This window comes from Desulfotomaculum copahuensis, assembly GCF_001655685.1.
Classification (GTDB): Bacteria; Bacillota; Desulfotomaculia; order Desulfotomaculales; family Desulfovirgulaceae; genus Desulfotomaculum_G; species Desulfotomaculum_G copahuensis.
Genome location: NZ_LYVF01000112.1, coordinates 1 through 1902 on the forward strand (window position 1 = coordinate 1; position 1902 = coordinate 1902).

2 protein-coding genes are annotated in these 1902 nt (G+C 30.4%); both read right to left on the reverse strand.

Annotated elements, in window-relative coordinates; all coding sequences use genetic code 11:
• Positions 1–686: ExeA family protein (locus tag A6M21_RS17860; protein ID WP_078060496.1), on the reverse strand; the 686-nt coding region annotated here is incomplete at its 3' end.
• 21 nt (positions 687–707) lie between these two features.
• Positions 708–1901, reverse strand: coding sequence for a DDE-type integrase/transposase/recombinase (locus A6M21_RS07650; protein ID WP_242868799.1), 1194 nt, complete (start codon positions 1899–1901; stop codon positions 708–710).
• Position 1902: the final 1 nt, after the last annotated feature.

The following is a 1902-nucleotide window of genomic DNA, read 5'->3' on the forward strand; positions in this document are numbered from 1 at the left end:
AAATATCCATTTGTGCTTGAATATATTAATTCAATTGCGTCATCAGTAAATATTGTTTCATTGCATCCTGCACATTTTAATCTGGATGTTATATATTCTTTTGTTTCATCTTTGTTTAAACCCTTAAATGAATAATTTAAAACTATTCGCTGCCTTAATGCTTCATGTGTTTGTCTATTCAACTGTATAATTAATTGTGTTTGTCCTGATAATATAAGTAATGCATAATTTTTTGTGTCCATGTCAAAATTAAATATAATGCGTAAATCATCAAGGATTGAGTTGCTTATGAACTGAGCCTCATCGACGATGATAACGGGAGTTATGTTCTTTGAATGGTAATTTAATATTACATCCTGTATCTGGCGAAACATATCACATTTTCTATGTTTCGGTATTAACCCTAAACCGTCGGATAAATACCTGTAAAAATCCATAACGGTAAGTGTTGATATTGGTATGTATACAACCTTGTACATATTAGGATTTAAAGAAGTTACAAAGCATTTTAGTGTATATGACTTACCAGATCCAGGATCTCCTGTTATTAACCCAAATCCTTTTTTATCTTTTAAAAATTCTAATCTGCTCATTGCTTGTATATAATCCTGTGATTTGTAGTGATATTTCACATCACAGTCTTTAGAAAATGGATTAAATGTTAATCCATAATATACATTAAACATTGTTTCTCCTTCTTTCTTCATTTACAAAGAAAAGTCTATTTCTTTTCTTCTTATCTTAGAATTATCAATTTTGTTTACTGGATGTATTGTTTGTAAGAGCTTACCGTCTTCGCTAAAAATATATGCTTTATCAAGTGATTTTGGGTAATATCGTATATTTACATAATCACCGATATACTGCATCGGTACTTCAAATTTAACTTTTTCTATTGATACTGTCGCATCTTTAATTACACGCCTTTTGACTCTATAGAGAAATATGTTATCAAGTTCTTCTTTAGAATTTATGAATTTCATCGTGTCTGTGTATTTAATGAATTTCTCTATAGGCTTCATATTTGTTGATGAATGTACTGTTTGATGATATATTCCTTCAATATATTTATTCAAGTTCTCATTCAATTCGTCTATGGAAGATATTTTCTGCCAATCAAATCCATACATCCATTGGTCTTTTAATGTCCTGAAAAATCTTTCGATTTTTCCTTTTGATTCTGGCGAATACGGTTCAGCATAGCATAAGGACGTTCCCAATGATGCACATATTAAATGCAATTGTTCACTTTGGAATACTTTGCCGTTATCAACAAATAGCTTTTTAGGAACACCTCTTTTCGAAACGGCTTTTTTGAACGCATCAATAAGTGATATGACATTATCTGTATCATAAAATTCTGCATGTGTTATTAACCTTGATGAATCATCCAGAAAAGCAATAAGGTATGTTTTAATCTTCTTGTCGTTGATAATTAAGTATGGACCCATTGATATATCAGATTGCCAGCAGTCATTAGGATACTCCATTTCAAAAGATCTCCTGTCTTTTGTGTTTAATGCTGATGTAGATATTTTAGTTTTTCGAAGATATCTTTGAACTGTAGATAAGGATACTTTATCAAGCTCAATAAACTTTTTAGCTAAAAGTTCCTGATAGATTGATTTAGCTGATCTTCTTGGATTATCGAGTTTTAGATTTTTAATATAGGCTTTAACATCATCAGTTAAAATTCTCGAAGCACCTTTGTCGCATCTGCTTTTAGGATATAAACCTTCAAATCCATATTTTCTGTAACAGTAAAGCCATGTCTTAATTGTATTAGGAGAAAATTCTCTTTTACCTAATGAAGGCACATCATAAACTTTAGAAGTAATAACCTCCATATATTCTTTTGCAGTTTCCTGAGTGTAATTTTCATTGATAAGCGGTGCTATCAAA